The sequence below is a fragment of the Allobosea lupini genome (genome assembly GCF_900109525.1).
Classification (GTDB): Bacteria; Pseudomonadota; Alphaproteobacteria; order Rhizobiales; family Beijerinckiaceae; genus Allobosea; species Allobosea lupini.
Genome location: NZ_FOAN01000003.1, coordinates 203,549 through 223,759 on the forward strand (window position 1 = coordinate 203,549; position 20,211 = coordinate 223,759).

Sequence of the window (20,211 nt, forward strand, 5' to 3'; positions counted from 1 at the left end):
GCTGGCGCGGACTTTTCACAATTGCGATTCGATCGGCAGGAGGCGGACAAGGGCCGCCGTAAGCCGGCGTCCGAAACCCGCTACGGGCTCCTGCTGCAGATGGCCGTCGCGTTGCGACCCTGCGTGCCAGCACAGGCGGTCACGATCGAGGCCGAGCCGGAACGAGCAATGCGGCGCGGTCTCCCTGGCGAAAATCTCCCGCATCTCGGCGACGAGGCCGTCATCGACGACGACGACGCCCATTTCCGTGTTCAGCGAGACCGAGCGCGGGTCGAAGTTGAAGGAACCGACGAAACCGGTATGGCGGTCGACCGTGAAAGCCTTGGTGTGGAGGCTTGCGCCCTTCGAGCCGAAGAGCGAGACGCCCGCCGGCATGAGCTCCGGGCGCAATTCGTACAGTTCGACGCCGAGCTGCAGCAGGCGCTTGCGATAGCCGGCATAGGCGCCGTGCACGGCGACGACATCGGTGGCGGCGAGCGAGTTGGTGAGGACCGTGACCTTCGCGCCGCGTGCGACGAGGGCGGAGAGCGCCTTGAGGCCGCGTTCGCCGGGGATGAAATAGGGCGAGGTGATCTGCAGTTCGCTCCGCGTCTCGGCGATCGCCCGATAGAGCCGGCGCGCGAGCCAGCCCTCCGCTCCGGCGCCGAGGGCCTTCTCCGGCGGATCGGAGAGGATCTGGACCTCGGCGACCCAGCGCAGCCGGCCCAGGATCTCGGCCAGCGCCGCGTCCGCGTCGAGCGTTTCGACGATGCGCGGCAAGGCGGCCACATTGGCGCGGTCTCGGGCCGTCGGCGGTATCGCACGGCTCGGCAGGCGCCGGGCGATAGGGCGGCTGAGCGAGGCGATCGGGACCGCGGTCGGGCTGTTCCAGAAGCGATCGAAGATCGTCTCGGCCTGAGCGACCGCCTCGCCGGCGACGAGCAGGTCGAGATCGTGGAAGTTGCTGGTTTGCGCCGCGTTGAAATAGGCGTTGCCGATGTTCCTGCCGCCGATGATGGCGAGGCGGCCATCGGCGATCCAGGCCTTGTTGTGCATGCGGCGCGTCACGCGGAAGGCGCGCAAGGCGAGCTCGAGGCCGCGGCGGATGCCGTTTGCGCGGTTCCGGCTCGGATTGAACAGCCGGACCTCGATGCCGGGATGCGCATCGAGCTCGAGATAGCTCGAATCGTTGCCGCGGGTGTTGATGTCGTCGATCAGCAGTCGGACGCGCACGCCGCGGTCAGCCGCAGCGACGATCTCGCGCATGAGCAGGCGGCCGGCGGTATCCTTGCGCCAGTAGTAATATTGCAGGTCGAGGCTCCGGCCGGCGCTGCGGGCGGTGAGAGCCCGTGCGGCAAAGGCTTGCGCGCCCTCCGAGAGCAGGACGACGCCATCGAGTCCGGGATGGGCCGTCAGCAGCGGGCCGAGCGCCCGGTCGATCGCGGTGTCGGCATCGGCCGGCGGCAGCGCATGCGACGGCGGAGCGCTGGTGTGGCGAGCGAAGCGGCCATAGGAATAGGCGGCCGTCACCGCGGTCAGCGCGATCAAGGCAAGGGTCGCGATCAAGACTTCGAGAAATGACATTCAGCGACTGCCGGAACTCCGTTTTTCCTATAACCCCTATCTCCGCGAGTCGTTCGTTCCATCCAGATCGAACCGTTGCCGCTTTGGGGAATTGATCATGGCAAGGCTCTTGCTAAGGGCCTTCTTGCTGAGAGCCCTTGTGCTGGAGCCCGTTCGATCGAGCGGGCCTTCGTGGAGATGCCGGCCGGATGCTGGAATTCGAAGGGCGCGGCCTGCGCCGGATCAGGGTGCTGCGGCCGCCGCAGATGTCGAGCTGGACGCGCGAAGCCACTGGCCAGCCGGCGTTCGCCAGCACGCCGCCGGCGACCGAACTCAGGATCGCCTCCTACAACATCCACAAGGCGGTGGGCCGCGATCGCCGCTTCGATCCAGACCGGATCATCGAGGTGATCCGGCAGATCGACGCCGATGTCGTGGCGCTGCAGGAGGCCGATCAACGCTTCGGCGAACGCTCCGGGCTGCTCGACCTCGCCCGCCTCGAGCGTCGCACCGGCCTGAAGCCGGTGCCGGTGCAGAGCGCCTGGCAGGGTCATGGCTGGCACGGCAATGTCGTGCTCTTTCGGGATGGCGCGGTCACCGCGACTCGGCAGCTCGTCCTGCCCGGCGTCGAGCCGCGCGGAGCGCTGATCGCTGATTTAACCGTCTGCGGCTCGCCGATCAGGGTCGTCGCGGCGCATCTCGGGCTGCTGCGCCATTCGCGCTCGCGCCAGGTCGAGACGCTGATCAACGCTTCGAAGCCGACGGATGGGCGCCCGATCTTCCTGATGGGCGACCTCAACGAATGGCGGATCGGCAAGAAATCGAGCCTGCACGGGCTGGCGCCGAAATTCGGCCCGCTACAGGCGGCGATCCCGAGTTTCCCAGCGCGCTTCCCGATCTGGGCGCTCGACCGCATCGTCGCCTATCCCGCCGAGACGATCACGCAGGTCCAGCTGCACGACACCGATTTGTCGCGGCTGGCCTCAGATCATCTGCCAATCAAGGCGGTGGTGCATCTCCCGGGCGAGGAGCGCCAGGCGCACTGATCCGGCGCCGGCCGCGGGACAGGCTTGAGGCATCCTCAAGTGACGCGTCGATGGGGGCATGCCACGATGGCGGCCCCATCAGACCGGATCATGCCCAATGACGACCGAGCCGCGCCGCGCCCCTGCCTACCGCACCCAGAACTGGAGCCTGGCCAAGCCGTCGGCACGCGGGCGCAAGGGCGTCGTCGTCTCGCAGAACCATGAGGCCGCCGCCGCCGGCGCGGCGATCCTCGAAGCCGGCGGCAACGCTGCCGACGCCGCAGTTGCCACCGCTTTCGCCTTGGCGGCGGTCGAGCCCTGGAACAGCGGACTCGGCGGTATCGGCTTCGGCGTCGTGCTCAAGGCCGGCGAGAGCAGGGCGCAGGTCGTCGATTTCGGCCCCGTCGCGCCGCGCCGCGCCGATCCGGCCGACTACCCGCTGACCGGTGCGATGAAGTTCGACCTGTTCGCCTGGCCGGAGGTCGAAGGCGATCGCAACATCCATGGGCCGTTGTCCTTCTGCGTCCCGTCTTCCGTCGCCGGCTACGCCAGGCTGAAGGAGAGATTCGGGACGAGCATGCCCGTCGGCGAGCTGCTTCAGCCCGCGATCGCCCTGGCCAAGCGCGGCCTGGCGCAGGACTGGTACACGACGCTCAAGATCGCCTCCTCGGCCGCGGTGCTCAGGCTCTATGAGGAGAGCGCGCGCATCTATCTGCCCGGCGGCCTGCCGCCGGTGCCACCTTATCAGGGCGTGCCGGGCTTCCGGACGCTCGGCAATCTCGGCGCGACGCTGGAACACCTCGCCAAAGCCGGGCTCGACGATTTCTATCGCGGCGATCTCGCCAGGCGGCTGGCGGCCGACATCGCTGCGGTCGGCGGCGTGGTCGATGCGCAAGACCTGGCGGAGTGCCGCGCGACCGTGCGCGAGGCGCCGGTGATCGACTGGCGCGGCACGCACCGGATCCACACGGCCGGCGGCTTGACGGCGGCGCCGACCCTGCAGGCGGTGGTCGAGGGCATGGCGGCAAGTCCGCCGCCGGAGGGCGGGCCGGATTCGGCCTGGTTCGCGAGGCTTTCGCAGGTGACGCGCGAGGCCTATGCCAGCCGGCTCGAGGGGCTCGGTGCCGCACAGATGGCGAAGGAGCCGGGCGAGACCTGCACCACGCATCTCACTGTCGTCGACGGCGAGGGCACCATCGTCGCGCTGACCACGACCCTGCTGTCGTCGATGGGCAGCCGCCTCGTCCTGCCCGAGACCGGCGTGCTGATGAATAACGGCATGATGTGGTTCGACCCGCGCCCCGGCAGCGCCAATGCCATCGCGCCGGGAGCCCGCCCCTTGTGCAATATGTGCCCCGTGGTCGTGACCCCCGCCGATGGCGGCTATCCCCGCCATGGCGCCGGCGCGTCCGGCGGGCGGCGCATTCTCGCCAGCGTCTACCAGATGCTGGCCTTCACCCTCGACAGCGGCATGAGCCTGGAGGATGCGGCCCACCAGCCGCGCATCGACGTCTCCGGCCCCGACGGCACCAGCGCCGACGCACGCCTGCCGGAGGGCACGCTCGATGCGTTGGCTGCCGTCGGCCCGCTGACGGTGGTCGAGCACGGCGTGCTGCCGCTCAACTTCGCCTGCCCGAACATGGTGCGGAGCGGGCAGGACGGGCAGGAAGGCATCAGTGACGCCGCCTCGCCCTGGTCGGCGGCAGTGGCGGCTAATTGAGGCAGGCGTCATGCTCTGGCCTGACCCGAGCATCTCAGGCCGGAGAGGTCGTCTGCTAGCGTCTTACCGTCATGAGTTTCTCGGGTCGGCGCTGCGCGCCGCCCGAGAATGACGGCGAAATCTCACCCTCGCTTCAGCCCCCAAGGATACGGCGCCGAGCCCGGCAGCATGCCGGTCAGGCCCTTGCGATAGGCCGTCTTGATCACGAACTGGCCGAGCGGGATGGTGGCGCATTCCTCGAGCGCCAGCCGGCCGAGCGCGACCGCCACCTGCTTCTGCTTGGCCTCGTCCGGCGCGTAGAGCCATTCCTCGGCCATCTCCTCGGCCTTGGCGTTGGTCCACCAGCCGAACCAGCCCTTGTCGCCGGGGCCGCGCACGAGGTTGGACAGGGCCGGGTTGCCCCAGCCGACGGCCGCGCCGGTGGTGTGGAAGATGCTCCAGCCGCCCTTCTCGACCGGCTCGCGGCTGTTGCGGCGCTGGATCACGGTGCCCCAGTCGCTCGCCGCCATCTCGACATTCATGCCCATCGACTTCAGCAGCTCGTAGGTGACGTCGCCGAGCGGGCCGATATCGGGGAAGTCGGTCGGGTTGATGATGACGACCTTCTCGCCGTTGTAGCCGGACTCCTTCAGCGCCGCCTTGGCCTTGTTGAGGCTCTGCGGCATCAGGTCCTCGAGTTCGCCGGTGTAATAGGGCGTGCCGCGCCACCACAGGTTTCGGCAGACCTGCCAGGTCGTGGTGTCGTCGCCCTGCGACGCCCGCATATAGTCTTCCTGGTTGACGCCGAGGCGGATCGCGGCGCGGACCTTGGGATTGTTGAAGGGCGGCTGGAGATGGTTCAGCCGCATGATCGAGCCGCGGCCGTTCTTGTCGATGACCTCGCGGACGACATCCGGGCTCCGCGCGAGCAGCGGCTGGAGGTCGGCGAGCGGGCGCTCCCACCAGTCGATCTCGCCCTTGGTCAGTGCGGCGGCGGCGGTCGCCGGATCGGGCAGGATCGGCCATTCGATCCGCTTGAAATGCGCGACCTTGCCGCCCGCGTTGCGGCTCGGCGGCTCGCTGCGCGGCTTGTAGGCCTCGTTCTTCTCGTAGACGACGCGGCTGCCCGAGACATACTCGCTTGCGACGAACTTGTAGGGGCCCGAGCCGGTCATCTCGGTGACCTGCTTGGTCGCCTCGGTCTTGGCCAGGCGCTCGGGCATGATGAAGGGCGGGTTGTCGGCCTTGGCCATGCAGTCGAGCATCATCGGGAAGGGCCGGGTCAGCTTGATCTCGATGGTGCGCTCGTCCGGCGCGCCCCAGGCCTCGACGGCCTTGATCATGAGCTGGCCGTAGGGGTCGCGCTGACACCAGCGCTTCAGGCTCTCGATGCAGTCGGCCGGGCGGACGGGCTGGCCGTCATGGAAGGCGAGGCCCTCGCGCAGCTTGATCTTCCAGACCTTGCCATCGGCGGAGACCTCGTGGCCCTCGGCCATTTGCGGCTGCGGCTTCAGGTCGAGATCGCCGCCATAGAGCGTGTCGAAGACGTAGTAGCCGTGATTGTTGGTCACGGTCGCAGTCGTCCAGATCGGATCGAGCGAGGTGAGGTTGGCTTGCGGCGCCATCTTGAGCACGGTCGCGCTCGGTGCCTGCGCCCAAGCCTCCCGGGCGAGTGTTGGAGCGAACAGGGCGGCGGCTGCCGTGCCCTGCAGGAACTGACGACGCTTCATATGGTCTCTCCCCTTTTATGATTGGATCGTGCGCCTACAAACTCTGCTTGTCCTGCTGTCGTGATCTGGAAGGTTGCGGGCTTCGACTAGTCGAAGCCAAGGAAATTCGGGCTGTCCGCGAGCCTCGGCGCGGCCTTCAGCCTGGCGATATCCGGCACGGGGCGCGCCGTCAGCGGATCGCCGGCCAAGAGTGACTCGAGCGCTGCCGCGACGGCAAGGACCTTGGCGTCGCCACCGCGCGGGCCGACGATCTGCAGGCCGAAGGGCATGCCGCTGCGGTCGAGCCCGACCGGCAGCGAGATCGCGGGATGGCCGACGATCGTCACTGCATAGGCCATGGCGAGCCAGTGGAAATAAGTGCGCGTCGGCTTGCCGTCGATCTCGGCGGGATAGAGTTCCGACCAGGGCCGCGGCGACAGCGTCATCGCCGGCGAGAGGATGACGTCGTAGGTCTCGAAGAAGCGCTGCCACTCATGGTAGAGCACGGTCTGCTGCTTGAGCGCGCGGGTGACGTCGAGCGCGCTGTAGCGCAGGCCTTCCTCGACATTGGCGCGGACATTGGGACCGACCTTGTCGGGCGTCCTGGTCGCGCGGTCGTGATGGCTGGCGAGGAAGGAGACGGCGCGCAGCACCTCGAAGCTCTCATCGGTACCCGCGCAGTTCGGGCTCGCCTCGCCCGCGCGACCGAAGACCTTGCTGAAGCGGCCGACCTTGTCGGCGAAGACTTCACGGATGTGCTTCTCGGTCGGGGCGAAGCCGAAATCCGGGGTGATCGCGACTTTCAGCGAGGCGAGGTCGCAGTGATCGGGCCGGGCGAAGTCTTCCGCGCGCCGGACCTGCCTGCCATGGATCGTCGTCGCCAGCGGGTCGACGGCGTCGTCGCCGACCATGGTCGAGAGCAGAAGGCAGAGATCGGGCACGGTGCGCGCCATCGGGCCGAGCACCGAGAGCGGATTCCAGCCGAGCGGGCGCTTGTCGCTCGGCACCACGCCCGGCGAAGGGCGGAAGCCGACGATACCGTTGAAGGCGGCCGGGTTGCGCAGCGAGCCACCGGTGTCCGAGCCGGTCGCGATCGGCACCATATTGGTCGCGAGCACGACGCCCGAGCCGCCGGAGGAGCCGGCTGCCGAGCGCGAGGGATCGAACGGATTGCCGGTGACGCCATAGACGGCGTTGCGGGTGTTGGCGCCGGCGCCCCATTCGGGCGTGTTGGTCTTGCCAACGATGACGGCGCCGGCCTTGCGTACGGCGGCGACGATGCCCTGGTCCTGCGTCGGGACATGGTCGGCGAAGAGCGGGCTGCCATAGGTGGTGCGCAGGCCGGCGACGTCCTCCAGATCCTTGATGCCGATCGGCAGGCCATGCAGCGCCGGCAGGTCGTCGCCGCGCATCGTGGCGGCGTCTGCCGCCTTCGCCGTGGCCCGCGCCCGTTCGTCGTCGCGGGCCACCATGGCGTTGACGGCGGGATCGACGGCGTCGATCCGGGCGAGGCAGCTTTCGAGCAGCTCGGTCGCCGAGAGCTTTTTCTCGCCGATCAGGCGGCGGGCGGTGACGGCATCGAGGTCGCAGGGTTCGCTCACGGCAGGAAGCTCCGGCAGTCGGGGCGGGTCGATCCTGACCCGTCCTGCCAGTCGAAGCGGCCTGAGCCGCTACGTCAACCCTCGCTGGGTCGAGTGCCGGCCTGCGTTCGCCTCAGATGTGCAAGGCGTGGCCCAGCGCCTTCAGCGCCGATTCCTGGAAGGCCTCGCCCAGCGTCGGATGAGCGTGGATCGTGCCGGCGACGTCTTCCAGCCGCGCCCCCATCTCGATGGCGAGGCCGAAGGCGGCAGACAGCTCCGAGACGCCCTGACCGACCGCCTGAATACCGAGGACGAGATGGTTGTCGGCCCGGGCGACGATGCGGACGAAGCCGGCCTCGCCATGGCGGGTCATGGCGCGGCCATTGGCCTGGAACGGGAAGAGCCCGATCTTGGTCTCGTAGCCGGCGGCCTTGGCCTCCGCCGGCGACAGGCCGGCCGAGACGATCTCGGGATCGGTGAAGCAGATCGCCGGGATGCAGGCCTTGTCCCAGATCCGCGGCTCGCCGGCGACGATCTCGGCGACCATCTCGCCCTGCGCCATGGCGCGATGGGCCAGCATCGGTTCGCCGGTGACGTCGCCGATGGCGTAGATGCCGCGCATCGAGGTCTCGCAGCGCTCGCCGATGCGGATGAAGCGCCCGTCCATGTCGAGCACGAGTTCGTCGAGACCGAGCTTGCTCGTCGCAGGCGCGCGGCCGACCGTGACCAGGATCTTGTCCGCCGGCAGCTCGCGCTCCTTGCCGTCGGCCGTCTCGATGCGCAACCCGTCGCCCTTGGCGGTCGGGCCGAGCGCCTTGGCCCCGAGCAGGACCTCGACGCCGAGCGTCGAGAGACTCTTGGCGACGGGCGCGGTCAGTTCGGCATCGTAGAGCGGCAGGATCTTCTCCTGCGCCTCGACCACGGAAACCTTGCTGCCGAGCTTGGCGAAGGCGGTGCCGAGCTCGAGCCCGATATAGCCGCCGCCGACCACGACGAGGCGCTTCGGCAGCTCGGTCAGCGCCAGCGCGCCGGTCGAGGAGATGACGTTTCCGCCGAAGGGCAGGAAGGGCAGTTCGACCGGAACCGAACCGGTCGCGATCACGATCGTCTCGGCCGTGATGGTCTTGGGACCGGTCTCGGTCTCGACCGCCACGGTCTTGCCGTCGCGGAAGCGGGCCTGGCCATGGACGATCTTGACCTTGGCCTTGCGCAGCAGGCCGGCGACGCCGTTGTTGAGACGCTGGACGATGCCGTCCTTCCAGGCGACGGCTTGCTTCAGGTCCAGCTTCGGCTCGGCGGCGGTCAGGCCGAACGGAGTCTTGCCGGCGGCGGCATGGGCCGCCTTCTCGAATTCCTCCGCGACATGGATCATCGCCTTGGACGGGATGCAGCCGATGTTGAGGCAGGTGCCGCCCAGCTTGGCGCTCTCGACGATGACGGTGTCGATGCCGAGCTGTCCGGCGCGGATGGCGCAGACATAGCCGCCGGGGCCGGCGCCGATGACGAGGAGCTTGCAGGTGATGTCGGTCATGGCTCGCTCCCGCCGCTCACATATCCACGAACAGCGTCGCCGGCGTCTCCAGCAGCTCTTTCAGCCGCTGCACGAAGACCGCCGCGTCCCAGCCGTCGATGACGCGGTGGTCGAAGCTGGAGGAGAGGTTCATCATCTTGCGCGGCACGAAGGTCGTGCCGTCCCAGACCGGGCGGACCACCATCTTGTTGACGCCGACAATCGCAACCTCGGGATGGTTGATCACCGGGGTCGTGGCGATGCCGCCGAGCGCGCCGAGCGAGGTGATGGTGATGGTCGAGCCGGTGAGCTCGTCGCGGGTCGCCGAGCCGTCGCGGGCCCGTTCCGCCAGGCGCGAGAGCTCGATGGCGCAGCCCCAGAGATCGCGCGCTTCGGCATGCTTCACCACCGGGACCATCAGGCCGGACGGCGCCTGCGTGGCGATACCGATATCGATGCCGGCATGCTGGTGGACGACGCCGGCCTCGTCGTCATAGATCGCGTTGAGATTGGGCTGCTCGCCGAGCGCCTTGACCATCGCCCGCATCAGGAAGGGCAATATCGTCAGCTTCGGCCGCTCGGCCGTCGGCTTCTTGTTAAGCGCGGCGCGCAGGTCTTCGAGCGCGGAGACATCGACTTCTTCGACGATCGTGATGTGCGGGATGCGCGACTTCGACAGCGCCATCTTCTCGGCGATGCGGCGGCGCAGGCCGACGATCTTGACGTCGGTGATCCCTGTCCTGGCGACGAGCCCGCCTTTGGCCGGAGCCTCGGGGCCGCGCAGGATGAAGGCGTCGATGTCCTCATGGGTGACGCGGCCGGCCGGGCCGGAGCCCTGGACCTGGCGCAGGTCGATGCCCGCTTCGCGCGCCTTCAGCCTGACGGCCGGCGAAGCCAGCGGCTTCTCGCCGACCGGGCGGCGCGGCGCCGGCGTGGTGATGGCGGGGGCAGGGCGGGCCGGAGCCGCGGGCTTCGGCGTCGGCAACTGCTTGGGAGCGGGCTCCGCAGCCGCGACCGGTGCGGCCGGAGGAGGCGCAGCAGCAGGCTTTTCCTTCGGCGGCTCGGCAGGCGCCTCAGCCTCGGCCGGCGCCTCGCTCGCGGCGCCATCACCCGAAACCTTCAGCTTGACCAGCGCCGAGCCGATCGCGACGGTGTCGCCGATCTCGGCGCCGACCCAGGTGACCTCGCCCTCGACGGGGGAGGGGATCTCGACGGTCGCCTTGTCGGTCATCACCGCGGCGATGAGATCGTCCTCGCGGACGATGTCGCCGACCTTGACGTGCCACTCGACCAGCTCCGCCTCGGCGATGCCCTCGCCGACATCGGGCAGCTTGATGATGCGCTCGGCCATCAGCGTGCCTCCATGATGTCGCGCAGCGCCCGACCAAGACGGGCGGGGCCGGGGAAGTAGTCCCATTCCTGGGCGTGCGGGTAAGGCGTATCCCAGCCGGTGACGCGCATGATCGGCGCCTCCAGATGGTAGAAGCAGTGCTGCTGGACGAGCGCGGCCAGCTCCGCACCGAAGCCTGACGTCAGCGTCGCCTCGTGCAGCACGATGCAGCGGCCGGTCTTGCTGACCGAAGCCACGATCGCGTCGAGGTCGAGCGGCAGCAGGGTGCGCAGGTCGATGATCTCCGCGTCGATGCCCGTTTCCTCGACTGCGGCCTGCGCGACATGGACCATCGTGCCGTAGGTGACGATGGTGACGGCCGAGCCTTCGCGGCGGATCGCCGCCTTGCCGAGCGGAATGGTGTAGTGACCCTCTTCGACCTCGCCGAGCTCGTGCTTCGACCAGGGCGTGACCGGGCGGTCGTGATGGCCGTCGAACGGGCCGTTATAGAGCCGCTTCGGCTCGAGGAAGATCACCGGATCGGGGTCCTCGATCGCCGAGATCAGCAGGCCTTTGGCGTCGCGCGGATTGGACGGCACCACCGTCTTCAGGCCGGAGACGTGGGTGAACAGCGCTTCGGGGCTCTGGCTGTGGGTCTGGCCGCCGAAGATGCCGCCGCCGGTCGGCATCCGGATCACCATCGGGCAGGTGAAGTCGCCGGCCGAGCGATAGCGCAGGCGCGCGGCCTCGGAGACGATCTGGTCATAGGCCGGGTACATGTAGTCGGCGAACTGGATCTCGACGCAGGGGCGCAGGCCATAGGCCGCCATGCCGATCGCGGTGCCGACGATGCCGAGCTCGCTGATCGGCGCGTCGAAGCAGCGGTTGACGCCGTATTTCTGCTGGAGGCCGTGGGTGCAGCGGAAGACGCCGCCGAAATAGCCGACATCCTCGCCATAGACGACGACATTGTCGTCGCGGCCCATGGAGACGTCGAGGGCCGAGCGGATCGCCTCGATCATGGTCATGCGGGCCAAGGTCAAACTCCGATCTGCTGGCGCTGGCGGCGCAGATGCGGCGGCAGCTCGGCATAGACGTCCTCGAACATGTCGCGCGAGGAGGGCTTGCCGCCGGCATGCAGCGTGCCGAAGCTCTCGGCTTCCTTCTGCGCGGCGATGACGGTTGCCAGAATCTCGGCCTCGGCCTGCTTGTGACGCTCCTCGGTCCAGGCGCCGATCGCGATCAGATGCTGCTTCAGCCGGACGATGGGATCGCCGAGCGGCCAGTCGTCGGATTCGTGCTTGGGCCGGTAGGCGGAGGGGTCGTCCGAGGTCGAATGCGCGCCGGCGCGATAGGTGACGTATTCGACCAGGGTCGGCCCGAGATTGCGGCGGGCCCGCTCGATCGCCCATTGCGCCACGGCATAGGTGGCGAGGTAGTCGTTGCCGTCGACGCGCAGCGCCGGGATTCCGAAGCCGAGGCCGCGCGCGGCGAAGGTGCCGGAGCCGCCGCGCGCGATGCCCTGGAAGGTCGAGATCGCCCACTGGTTGTTGACGACGTTGAGGACGACGGGGGCCTTGTAGGTCGAGGCGAAGACCAGCGCGGCGTGGAAGTCGGATTCGGCGGTCGAACCGTCGCCGACCCAGGCGGCCGCGATCTTGGTGTCGCCCTTGATCGCCGAGGCCATCGCCCAGCCCACAGCCTGGATGTACTGGGTGGTGAGGTTGCCCGAGATCGAGAAGAAGCCGTTCTCCTTGGAGGAGTACATCACCGGCAATTGCCGGCCCTTCATCGGGTCGCGCTCGTTCGAGTAGATCTGGCACATCATCTCGACGAGCGGGTAGTCGTGCGCGATCAAGAGCCCGGCCTGGCGATAGGTCGGGAAGTTCATGTCGCCCTTGCCGAGCGCGATGCGGAAGGCGCAGGAGACAGCCTCCTCGCCGGTGTGCTGCATGTAGAACGAGGTCTTGCCCTGGCGCTGCGCCATCTGCATGCGGGCGTCGAAGGCACGCAGCGTCAGCATGTGGCGCAGGCCGCGGACCAACTCGTCCTTGGAGAGCTCCGGGACCCAGGGGCCGACCGCCTCGCCCTCGCGGTTGAGCACGCGGATGATCGAATAGGCGAGGTCTCGGATTTCCTTGGGATCGACATCGACCGGCGGGCGCTGCACCGAGCCGGCCTTGGGGATCACGACATGGGAGAAGTCGGGTTTTTCGCCGGGGCGACTGGCGGGGACGGGAACATGGAACCGAAGCGGTGAGGGGTCTGTCATGTCCACGCTCCCTAGGCTCTGTCCGACCCAGCATTCCGCGCCACGGGCATCGCCGCAAGCCGTGTCTGCGGGGGCATCCGAAGGACGCCATTCTTATTCGGGCATGTTAGGGCTATGAAATGCCTATTTCTTACCAAAATGGCCTTGCGATTTGCTCCTGCTCGGACGATCTTTCTGTCATCTCGATCTTTGGCGGAAAATTCACTCTATGGCGATCAAGGCAAGGCGTGGCGAGGAGCTCGACCAGATCGACCGGCGCATCCTCTCGGCCCTGAACGAGGACGGCCGACTGACGATCAATGCGCTGGCCGAGAAGGTCGGCCTCTCACCCTCGCCGTGCTGGACGCGGGTGAAGCGGCTGGAGGAGAGCGGCGCGATCGAGAAATATGTCGCGGTGCTGAACCATCGCGCGCTCGGGCTCGACAATGTCGTCTTCATCGAGATCACGCTCGATAAGCATGACGACAAGCTGCTCGACCGCTTCGGCGAGGCGCTGGCGCGCATTCCCGAGGTGGTCGAGGCGCATCTCGTCACCGGCGACTACGACTATCTGGTCAAGGCCGTGGTCAGCGGCACCGAGCACTATGAGCGCTTCCTGCGCGAGAAGATCTACCGCCTGCCCGGCATGCGGCAGTCGCGCACGACCTTCGGCCTGCGCGCGCTGAAGCGGGCGATCTCGGTCGACCCGCTGCAGATCGCGCCGGTTTGACCTGTTCTACGCCGGCACCGAGATCGCCATGCCGTCGCGCTGCGGGTCGGCGCCGCCGGTCGCGAGCCCGTCCTCGATCTTGACGCCATGCAGCGCGGCGAAGGGATAGCTCTGGGCCGAGCGCTTGACGTCGTAACCGTCGGCCTTGAGCTGCGCCTCGACGCTGCGGCGGATGCGGTTACTGATGTCGATCGAGTTGGAGACGCCCATCACGCGCGGCGCCGCCACGGCCTCCAGCATCGACATCTCGAAATCGATGACGTTCATGATGCCTTGTGCCATCGCCGGGGCGATATAGCTGCCGCCGGGCGCGCCCATGACGATGAAGGGCTTGTCGCCCTTGAAGACGATGGTCGGCGCGGCCGACGAGGAGCGGCGCTTGCCGGGCGCGATCGAGCCGGCGCGGCCGGGGCGCGGATCGAAGCGGCTCATCGTGCCGTTGTAGATGAAGCCGAGCCCCTCGGTGATTGCGCCCGACGGGCTGCCGAGCGTATGGGTCAGCGCGACCGCGTTGCCGTGGCGGTCGACCACGGTGACATGGGTGGTCTCGCGCGAGGACGAGCGCTCCAGCCGCTTGACGTCGGCGCGCTCGCCGCGGCGGATGCTCTCGGCTTGGCTTGCCGCATGCTCCTTCGAGATCAAATGCGCGACGGGCACGTCGACATAGGCGGGGTCGCCCATGAACTGGTCCTTGTCGATGGTCATGCGCTTCATCGCCTCGGCGAGCAGGCGGACATGCTCGGCGCTGCCATGGGGCAGCGAGCCGATGTCGAAGACCTCCAGCATGTGGAGGATCTGCAGCATCGACATGCCGCTCGCCGGCGGCGGCGAGGTCGAGATGCGATGGCCGCGATAGGAGCCCCAGATCGGCTCGGCGACCGAAAGCTCGTAGCGGGCGAGGTCCTCGCGTGAGATCAGCCCGCCATGCGTTGCGAAGTCGGCGGCGATCTCCTGCGCGAGCTCGCCATGATAGAACAGGTCCGCGCCGCCCCTGGCGAGCCGCTCCAGCGTGTTGGCCATGTCGGCGTTGACGATGATGTCGCCTGGGCGCTTCGCGCTGCCATCGGGGCGGAAATAGAGCTTTTTGCCGGTCTCGCTGTAGCGCAGTTTGTCAGCCGTATTGACCTGGCCGGAGCCGCTCTGGTCCTGGGTCCAGAACCAGTGCATGTGCGGGCGCACCAGCACGCCCTCGCGCGCCTGCCGGATCGCCGGCGCCATGACATCGGCCCAGTCCATCGTGCCGAAGCGCGACAGCACATAGTCATAGCCCTTGACGCTGCCGGGCGTGCAGACGGCAAGATGGCCGAATTCGTTGATCCCGCCCTCGAGCAGGAAGGCGAAGCCGTCGCGTGACTGGCCGCGCAGCTTGTCCTGCCACATGTCCGGCTTCGCCGAATAGGAGGCGCGGGCATAGAACTCGACGATCTCGTGCACGCCCCTGCCGGGCATGTAGAGCTGCATCGAGCCGAAGCCGCCGATGCCGGACATCAGCGGATCGACCACCCCCTGCATGAATGCGCAGGCGATCGCCGCGTCGATCGCATTGCCGCCACGCTCCAGCACGGCGGCGCCGGCTTCGACCGCTTCCGGCTGCGGGGCGACGATCATTCCGTTCTTCATGGCGAGGGCCTTTCATTGGCGCGGCGTGGCCGGAAGGCTTCCCGTCTCCCCTTGCGGGAGAAGGTGCCGGCAGGCGAATGAGGGGTCGCGCTGCGCTGAATCACTGGCGACGAGCAACGGGGCAAAGAGGGCAGGTCGCGCGACCCCTCATCCGTCTCGGCTTCGCAGAGCCACCTTCTCCCGCAAGGGGAGAAGGGGAGGCCGCGCTCTTCATCACGCCGGCTCGCTCAATCTCCAGAACAGCCTGACGCCGCCATCCTCGGTACTCTCCAGCCCGGGCACGGCCGAGAGCAGCTTGCGGGTGTAGTCGTGCTGCGGCGCGTCGAAGATCTGGTCGCGCGTGCCTTCCTCGACGATGCGGCCGTCCTGCATGACGACGACGCGGTCGGAGACCTGCTCGACCACGCCGAGATCATGGCTGATGAACAGGCAGGAGAAGCCGTGCTTCTTCTGCAGCTGCGCGAAGAGCTCCAGCACCTGCGCCCTGACGGTGACGTCGAGAGCAGAGACCGGCTCGTCGGCGATGACGAAGCTCGGCCGCCGGATGATGGCGCGGGCGATGGCGACGCGCTGGCGCTGGCCGCCGGAGAGTTCGTGCGGATAGCGCTCGGCAAAGCCGTCGCCGAGGCCGACCTCGCCCAGAACTTCGGCGAGCCGCGCCTTCTTCTCGGCAGAACCCATGCCCTTGACCAGCCGCAGCGGCTCGCCGACGAGCTCGCCGATGGTCATGCGCGGGTCGAGCGAGGAATAGGGATCCTGGAAGACCATCTGGCAGTTCAGCCGATAGTCCCAATAGGCCGTCTCGCTCTTGTCGATCGGCTTGCCGTTGAACAGGATCGCGCCCTCGCTCGGCTTGATCAGCCCGGCAATGGCATGGCCGAGCGTCGTCTTGCCCGAGCCGGAGCCGCCGACGACCGAGACGACCTCGCCAGGCTTCACCGAGAGGCTGATGCCGTGCAGGGCGCGCTTGGGCTGCTCTTTCCGGAAGAAGCCCTGGCGGCCGCCATAATCGACGACGAGACCGTCGACCGAAACCAGCGGCGTCGCTGCTTCCGGCAGGTCACGTGCCGGCTCGCGATGCGGCATCGCAGCGAGGAGCTTGCGGGTATAGGGGTGCTGCGGCCGGGCGAGGATGTCTTCGCTCTCTCCCTGCTCGACGGCGTCGCCCTGGCACATCACGACGATGCGGCTGCAATAGCGCGCGACCATGCCGAGATCATGCGAGATCAGCAGCACGGCGGTGCTGTTCTCCTTGGTCAGGTCGACCATCAGCTCCATCACGTCGCGCTGGACGACGGCGTCGAGCGCGGTGGTCGGCTCGTCGGCGAGGAGCAGGGCCGGTTTCAGCAGCATCACCGAGGCCAGCATGATGCGCTGGCGCATTCCGCCGGAATACTGGTGCGGATAGGCGTTGAACGCGCCGTCGGGATCGCGGATGCCGACACGCCGGAGCATGTCGAGGATGAGTTCGCGCCGGCCGTTTGCGTCGAGCTTGCGATGCAGCGCCAGGCCCTCCTCCAGCTGGCGCCCGATCAGCATTGAGGGGTTGAGCGAGGTCATCGGCTCCTGGAAGACCATGCCGACCTTGGCGCCGCGGATCGCCCGCAGGCGCTTTGGCGCCATGGTCGTGACCTCCTCGCCGTCGAAGCAGATCGAACCGGAGATCGGGCGCACCGCCGGCGGGATGAAGCCCATCACGGCGCGGGCGGCGAGCGTCTTGCCCGATCCGGATTCGCCGACGATGCCGACGATCTCGCCGGGCGAGACCGAGAAGCTGACATTGTTGACGACGGTGCGGCCGGATGAACCGATCCGCAGCGTCAGGCCGTCGACCTCTAGCAGGGGCTTTGTCGAGGTCATCGCGCACCCCTCATCCGCGGGTCGAGCTTGTCGCGCAGGGCGTCGCCGAGCAGGTTGATGCCGAGCAGGGTCAGCGAGATGCAGAGGCCCGGGAAGATGCCGAGCCAGACCGCCTGGCCGATATAGGGCCGCGAGCCCGCGAGCATATTGCCCCAGGTCGGGGCCGGCGGCGGCACGCCGAGGCCGAGGAAGGAGAGCGAGCTCTCCGCCAGCAGCACCCAGCCGAACATCGAGGTCGCCAGCACGGTCAGCGGCGCGATGCAGTTGGGCAGGATGTGGCGGGCCATGGTGAAGGCCTCCGAATTGCCCATCACCCGCGAGGCCGAGATGAATTCGCGCTCGCGCAGCGAGAGCACAGTGCCGCGGACGATGCGGGCGACGGAGGGCGCGTAGGCGATGCCGAGCGCCAGGATGATGCCGTATTTGTTGGCGCCGACCACGGCGAGCAGGCCGAGCGCCAGCAGGATCCCCGGGAAGGCGAGCAGCGCGTCGTTGAAGGCCATGATGGTACGGTCGACCCAGCCGCGGACATAGCCGGAGAACAGGCCGATCATCGTGCCGAGCGAGACGGCGAGTGCGACCGTCAGCAGGCTGATCCAGACCGAGGTCGCGGCGCCCGCCATCAATCGCGAGAGCACGTCGCGGCCGAACTCGTCGGTGCCGAGCCAGTGCATGGCGGAGGGCGCCGCGAGCTTGGCGCGGAAGGAGAGTCGCAAGGGATCGTACGGAGTCCAGAGCGCGCTGACCGCGGCGACGAGGCCGAGGAAGCCGATCAGCGTGCCGCCGACCAGGGCGTTGGGAGCAGGGAGCTTCATTGCGCCGCCACCCTCGGGTCGAAGATCGGATAGCAGAGGTCGATCACCAGATTGACCAGCACATAGGTGAAGGCGACGAAGAGCATGCAGCCCTGGATCACTGGGTAGTCGCGGGCGAAAATCGAATCGACCAGCAGGCGGCCGAGACCGGGGATGGTGAAGACTGTCTCGACCACCGCGATGCCCCCTAACAGATTGCCGAGCACGAGGCCGATCAGCGTCCAGGTCGGCCCGAAGGCGTTCTTGAAGGCGTGGTTCCAGAGCACGGCGCTCTCGGTCAGGCCCTTGGCGCGGGCATGGGTGATGTAGTCGAGCCGCAGTACCTCCAGCGTCGAGGCGCGCGCCATACGCAGGATCACGCCGATCTCGTGCAGGAACAGCGTCATGATCGGCATGATCAGATAGAGGATGCCGGCGATGGGGTTCTCGGCGATCGAGACGTAGCCGACCACCGGCAGCCATTCGAGCTTCAGGCCGAAGAACAGCAGCAGCAAAAGGCCTAGCCAGAAGGTCGGGATCGATAAGAGCAGCGTCGCGACGGCGACGAGGCTGAAGTCGAGCGAGGTGTCCTGCTTCCAGGCGGCGAGCACGCCTGCGGGAACCGCGACGAGGCTGGCGAGCGCGACCGCAACGAGGACGATCTGGGCCGAGATCCAGAAGCGCTGCAGGATCAGCGGCAGCACCGCCTGCTGCGAGTTGATCGACTGGCCGAGATCGCCCTTGAGCAGGTTCCCGAACCAGATGCCGAACTGCACCGGCAGGCTCTGGTCGAGGCCGAGCCGCGCCTGCAGGTCGGCGATCGAGGCGGGTGTCGCCAGATCCCCCAGCATCAGCGAGGCCGGATCGCCCGGGATCAGCCTGATCAGGGCGAAGACCGAGACCGACACGATCAACAGTGTCGGCACGGACATGAGAATGCGCGTCAGCGCGAAGCGCAGCATCGGTTTCCTCCCGGATGCGCGGTGGCAGGTGGCGTCAGTTCGCCAGCGTCACTTCCCACATGCGCAGCTTCGACTGCCACGGCTTGAAGCCCTGGACGCGCTTGGCATGGGCGATGATGTCGAGGCCGTTGAAGGCGAAGATCATCGGGACTTCGTCGATGACGCGCCTGTGCAGCTCGTCGACGAGCTTCTGCCGTTCGCCCCGGTCGGAGGTGACGTAGAGCTTGTCGATCAGCTTCTGCGCCTCCGGATTGTCCCAGGTCTTGCGCGGCTGCTTGTCCTTCGGCCCCGAGAACTGCTCGAAGGCGATGGCGGGATCGAAGCGGGCCGAGAAGGAGAAGGACTGCATCTGGTAGTTGCCCTTGTTGAAGCGGTCGAGCTGGGTCGCCCAGTCGAGCACTTCGATCTCGGCGTTGACGCCGACGGATTGCAGCATCTGCTGCGCCACCACAGCGGCCGGGAAGCTCGGCACGACCGGGCGCTTGTTGGCGAGGATGACGATCTTCTCGCCCTTGTAGCCGGCCTCCTTGAGCAGGGTCTTGGCGCGGGCCGCGTCGTAGACATGGCCCTTCTTCTCGACGTCGCCGAAATAGCTCGAGCCGGAATAGATCGGCGAGGTGTTGGGCTTGCCAAGGTCGTTGTAGAAGGAGGCGACGATCTCATCCATGTCGAGCGAGGCGGCGATCGCCTGGCGCAGCTTCTGGCTGCCCATCACGGCATCCTTCGTCTGGATCAGGAAGACGTGCCTGACGGCATTGGGCTCGGCCGCGACCGAGAGCTTCGGGTTCTTCTTCAGCTCGGCCGCATCGCTCGGCAGGATCTCGGCCATGTCGAGCGCGCCGGAGATCAGGCCGGCCTTCACCGTGGCCGGATCCTTGACGATCAGGAACTTGACCTCCTTGAGCAGCGGCCGCTTGGAGCCGACATAGCCGTCGGCCTTGCCGCCGTCCTTCGGTGATTTGTAGCCGTCGAAGGCGGTCATGGTGAAGTACTCGCCGCGCTTCCATTCGCCGAACTTGTAGGGGCCGGTGCCGATCGGCTTGTCCCAGGACCCGTCGGCCTTGACCGAATCCTTGTGCAGGATCGCGGTCATCGCGCAGTCGGTGCGGGCGAGCGTGTCGAGGAAGAGCGCGTTCGGCTTGTCGATCTGCATGATGACGGTGCGGGCATCGGGCGCCGTCACCGACTCGACCTTGAGGCCGGAGCGGCCGTCGAATTCCGAGGTGCAGCGCCAGTCGGTCTTGGCGTCCATGTAGCGGTTCCAGCTCCACAGCACGTCGGCCGAGGTCAGCTCGGCGCCGTTATGGAACTTGACGCCCTGGCGCAGCGTGAAGGTGTAGGTCTTGCCGTCTGCGGAGACGTCGACCTTCTCGGCGAGCAATGGCGTCGCGACGCCGCCCTCATTGTAGCCGACGAGGCCCTCGACCAATTGCAGCGCGAAATCGTCGGTGTTGTCGTCGCGGTTGACGCCGGGATTGTTGCTGCGGATGTCGGCGGCGACCGCAACCGTGATGGACTGCGCCGCGGCGGGGCTGGCGAGCGCCAGCAAAGCGAAGGCGGAGGCGAACAGGCGGTTCATCGGCAATTCCCCTTTTTGTC

The 20,211-nt window shown here is 67.7% G+C and carries 15 protein-coding genes; 3 read left to right on the top strand and 12 right to left on the bottom strand.

The features are described 5' to 3' along the window. Positions 1-15: 15 nt before the first annotated feature. A complete protein-coding gene (locus BMZ21_RS10385) occupies positions 16-1,563 on the bottom strand; it encodes a phospholipase D-like domain-containing protein (RefSeq protein WP_091833022.1) in 1,548 nt (515 codons plus the stop codon). A gap of 188 nt (positions 1,564-1,751) precedes the next feature. Here BMZ21_RS10385 and BMZ21_RS10390 point away from each other — a divergent pair, with 188 nt between their 5' ends. Together BMZ21_RS10390 and BMZ21_RS10395 are read left to right on the top strand one after the other, a co-directional pair. Next, positions 1,752-2,588: an endonuclease/exonuclease/phosphatase family protein gene (locus BMZ21_RS10390; RefSeq protein ID WP_244543791.1), complete on the top strand. Its 837-nt coding sequence runs from the start codon at positions 1,752-1,754 to the stop codon at positions 2,586-2,588. 97 nt (positions 2,589-2,685) lie between these two features. Continuing rightward, the gene (locus BMZ21_RS10395) at positions 2,686-4,287 is read left to right on the top strand and encodes a gamma-glutamyltransferase (protein ID WP_091833025.1); all 1,602 of its coding nucleotides are present in this window, start codon (positions 2,686-2,688) and stop codon (positions 4,285-4,287) included. Positions 4,288-4,409: 122 nt separating this feature from the next. On the opposite strand, the gene BMZ21_RS10400 is transcribed toward BMZ21_RS10395, so the two are convergent. The 6 genes from BMZ21_RS10400 to BMZ21_RS10425 all read right to left on the bottom strand — a co-directional run bounded on the left by BMZ21_RS10400 (position 4,410) and on the right by BMZ21_RS10425 (position 12,667). Next, positions 4,410-5,996, bottom strand: coding sequence for an ABC transporter substrate-binding protein (locus tag BMZ21_RS10400; RefSeq protein WP_091833028.1), 1,587 nt, complete (start codon positions 5,994-5,996; stop codon positions 4,410-4,412). Positions 5,997-6,082: 86 nt separating this feature from the next. Further along, a complete protein-coding gene (locus BMZ21_RS10405; RefSeq protein ID WP_091833031.1) occupies positions 6,083-7,576 on the bottom strand; it encodes an amidase in 1,494 nt (497 codons plus the stop codon). A 112-nt stretch (positions 7,577-7,688) separates the two neighbouring features. Then, positions 7,689-9,086 (bottom strand): dihydrolipoyl dehydrogenase, encoded by a 1,398-nt coding sequence (lpdA, locus tag BMZ21_RS10410; protein ID WP_091833034.1) that lies wholly within the window; start codon positions 9,084-9,086, stop codon positions 7,689-7,691. 16 nt (positions 9,087-9,102) lie between these two features. Next, positions 9,103-10,416 (bottom strand): dihydrolipoamide acetyltransferase family protein, encoded by a 1,314-nt coding sequence (locus BMZ21_RS10415; protein ID WP_091833037.1) that lies wholly within the window; start codon positions 10,414-10,416, stop codon positions 9,103-9,105. Beyond that, a complete protein-coding gene (locus BMZ21_RS10420; protein WP_091833040.1) occupies positions 10,416-11,432 on the bottom strand; it encodes an alpha-ketoacid dehydrogenase subunit beta in 1,017 nt (338 codons plus the stop codon). The genes BMZ21_RS10415 and BMZ21_RS10420 overlap by 1 nt, the downstream gene beginning before the upstream one ends. Before the next feature lie 2 nt (positions 11,433-11,434). Then, positions 11,435-12,667, bottom strand: coding sequence for a 3-methyl-2-oxobutanoate dehydrogenase (2-methylpropanoyl-transferring) subunit alpha (locus tag BMZ21_RS10425; protein ID WP_091833043.1), 1,233 nt, complete (start codon positions 12,665-12,667; stop codon positions 11,435-11,437). Between the two features lie 208 nt (positions 12,668-12,875). On the opposite strand from BMZ21_RS10425, the gene BMZ21_RS10430 reads away from it, so the two are divergent. After that, positions 12,876-13,376, top strand: a complete 501-nt coding sequence (locus BMZ21_RS10430) for an Lrp/AsnC family transcriptional regulator (protein WP_091833046.1) — start codon at positions 12,876-12,878, stop codon at positions 13,374-13,376. Between the two features lie 6 nt (positions 13,377-13,382). On the opposite strand, the gene ggt is transcribed toward BMZ21_RS10430, so the two are convergent. The 5 genes from ggt to BMZ21_RS10455 all read right to left on the bottom strand — a co-directional run bounded on the left by ggt (position 13,383) and on the right by BMZ21_RS10455 (position 20,191). Then, entirely contained in the window at positions 13,383-14,996 is a 1,614-nt protein-coding gene (gene ggt / locus BMZ21_RS10435) for a gamma-glutamyltransferase (RefSeq protein WP_091833049.1), read from the bottom strand. 213 nt (positions 14,997-15,209) lie between these two features. After that, the gene (locus BMZ21_RS10440; RefSeq protein ID WP_091833053.1) at positions 15,210-16,856 is read right to left on the bottom strand and encodes an ABC transporter ATP-binding protein; all 1,647 of its coding nucleotides are present in this window, start codon (positions 16,854-16,856) and stop codon (positions 15,210-15,212) included. Then, positions 16,853-17,671 carry an ABC transporter permease gene (locus BMZ21_RS10445; protein WP_091833056.1) on the bottom strand — a complete coding sequence of 273 codons (819 nt, stop codon included), beginning with the start codon at positions 17,669-17,671 and terminating at the stop codon, positions 16,853-16,855. The genes BMZ21_RS10440 and BMZ21_RS10445 overlap by 4 nt, the downstream gene beginning before the upstream one ends. Beyond that, complete coding sequence (locus BMZ21_RS10450; RefSeq protein WP_091833059.1) at positions 17,668-18,612, bottom strand: ABC transporter permease; 945 nt, start codon at positions 18,610-18,612, stop codon at positions 17,668-17,670. The genes BMZ21_RS10445 and BMZ21_RS10450 overlap by 4 nt, the downstream gene beginning before the upstream one ends. Before the next feature lie 34 nt (positions 18,613-18,646). Further along, complete coding sequence (locus BMZ21_RS10455) at positions 18,647-20,191, bottom strand: ABC transporter substrate-binding protein (protein WP_208862257.1); 1,545 nt, start codon at positions 20,189-20,191, stop codon at positions 18,647-18,649. Positions 20,192-20,211 lie beyond the last annotated feature (20 nt).